The 2,060-nt window shown below is 54.1% G+C and carries 1 protein-coding gene and 1 pseudogene; one reads left to right on the forward strand and one right to left on the reverse strand.

Features of this window, described 5'->3' with window-relative positions; translation table 11 throughout:
- Positions 1–308 precede the first annotated feature (308 nt).
- The gene (locus tag BG842_RS30500; RefSeq protein WP_069449599.1) at positions 309–581 is read left to right on the forward strand and encodes a hypothetical protein; all 273 of its coding nucleotides are present in this window, start codon (positions 309–311) and stop codon (positions 579–581) included.
- A gap of 390 nt (positions 582–971) precedes the next feature.
- Here the strand turns inward: BG842_RS30500 and BG842_RS32920 are convergent.
- Positions 972–2,039: pseudogene (locus BG842_RS32920) on the reverse strand (aldehyde dehydrogenase family protein).
- Between the last annotated feature and the right edge of the window lie 21 nt (positions 2,040–2,060).

Raw genomic sequence — 2,060 nt, forward strand, 5'->3', positions numbered from 1 at the left:
GGACCAATGTCATCTGGACAGCAGGTGAACTCCAGGCTGAAACGGCCCTTCATCCCTTCTTTGCGGACTCATTGCATCGATACTGTTACTCGTTGTTGTGACGCTTTTCACTGCACCACCAAAGGAAGAAGTCGTTTCTCTCGTGCGTCGTGCTCGTGCATCCCAATCAGCACCGGCTGGAACCGTCTCACAATCTGCTCGATCATTGGCTCCCGAAGCGCGAGCGATTAGTGACCATCTCTCGGTAGATGATCACACAGAGGCGAAGAAAACGGTGCCACCGAAACAACCGTAGAGGAGGGACTGTGATGTCTACCACTCCACAGAGACAACAGGTCAAGGTCTTCGATCGGGAAATTTCCGAGGCGGAAGCCGAGTCGATTCTCTTCGGAACAGACGAGGAGATACTGGAGACGACGGCGGAACACCCTATCTATTACCCCTATCAAGTCTTTTCCTTTGATCTACATGCAGAAGCACTTTTGAACGAGTTGGATGATCGCGTTCACTGTGGTATCGATCTGTGCCATGGTAAGGAGTTATTCATCAACCGACTTCCGACTCTGCACGAAAAACGTTGAAACGGACATGCTTATTCCTCCGTCGGGTTCCATTGCTGACCCAGAAACAGCAGCACGCATTATCTCCTCGAACTTGTACGGAAAGAACTCCGCAGCAGCCGGCCTCCCGATTTCACAACCGTTGAGAATCAAAGACTTCATCGACCATTCCATATAGTGGAGTGTCAGACCACTAGCGGGGATTTCCTCACGTACATTGTCGATGGTGTGTCCGGTGATTTTCATCGCCTGTATCTAAACTGACGATAGCTAACGTAACGGTCGTTTTCAACCGCTTCTAAGAACTGTTCTATGGCATCTTCCCACACAGTATGGATAGAAAATAGTCAATTATAGCCGCGGAAAGGGCAAAATCGAGGAAAATCTACAGCCGGAGCAGCCCGAGGCGGTTCACGCGTCTGGCCAGCGTTCGATGTAGACTGCCTTGTCGTATAGAAGTGAATCATATCTTCGCCCTGTGCGTGAAGATCACCGAAGAAAGAATCCTTCCAGCCACCGAAATGGAAAAACGCCATTGGAGCCGCAGTGCCGGTATTCACACCGAGATTGCCAGCTTCCACCGTATGACGGAATTGGCGAGCATCGCTCCCACGGTCCGTAAACAAGCTCGCGGCATTGCCGAAACGGCTTCCGTTGACGATAGAAAGCGCGTCTGCGAAGTCTTCAGCACGGACCAGCGCCAACACCGGACCAATATTTCTTCCTGAGCAATACTCATACTCGGATCGACATCCCCGAATATCGTCGGCCGGAGGAAGTTTCCTGCCTCAGTGTCTCGAGCGTGCGACCATCTACGAGCAGGGTAGCACCGTCATCGATTCCTTCCTGAATATACTGCTCGACACGGCTTTGATGCTCGGAGGTGATCAGCGGTCCCATTTCCGCGTCGTCGTCTAAGCCATTTGTTACGGTAAGGTCGGAGGCGATATCCGTGACGCGATCAGCAAATTTGTCATAGATCTCATCGACCACGACGGCGACTGGATTAGCGAGACATCGCTGGCCGAATTCGCGAATGCCGAGCTGACGGTTTGCTCAGCCGCGAAGTCGAGGTCAGCGGACTCGGCGACAACGATGTGATTCTTCGCGCCTCCCTGTGCTTGAACCCGCTCCCGTTCGCTGCAGCCGTCTCGTAGACATGCTTTGCGACGGGTGTACTCCCCTCGCCCGCACAGTAGACGTACATGTCGAGTTCGACCTTTCCTTGCGGGTCGAGCAGAACAGCGTAGGTTCCGCGTCCGTCTTCGCTCGGAACCGTGTTCGAGACGATGTTATCGACGTACTCGATTCTGTCGTCGCCCGAGACGACGAGGACGCCGTAGGCATCTCCGTGAGTCCGACGCCGTTCCTGACCGCACTGTGTGCCCGTTCGGGTCGGCCGTAGTCGCGTGGCACCCGACGATTCCCGACCGAGCAAAACGTCGCTCCGTGGTCTTCGTGTAGCGCTTCGAGGCTCATACACGTAGTCGGGTGCGTAGG

The organism is Haladaptatus sp. W1 (assembly GCF_001723155.1).
In the GTDB taxonomy this organism is placed as follows: Archaea; Halobacteriota; Halobacteria; order Halobacteriales; family Haladaptataceae; genus Haladaptatus; species Haladaptatus paucihalophilus.

Coding starts and splice junctions, on each gene's coding strand:
- BG842_RS30500 (WP_069449599.1), top strand. CDS start 309: ATGTCTACCACTCCACAGAGACAACAGGTCAAGGTCTTCGATCGGGAA.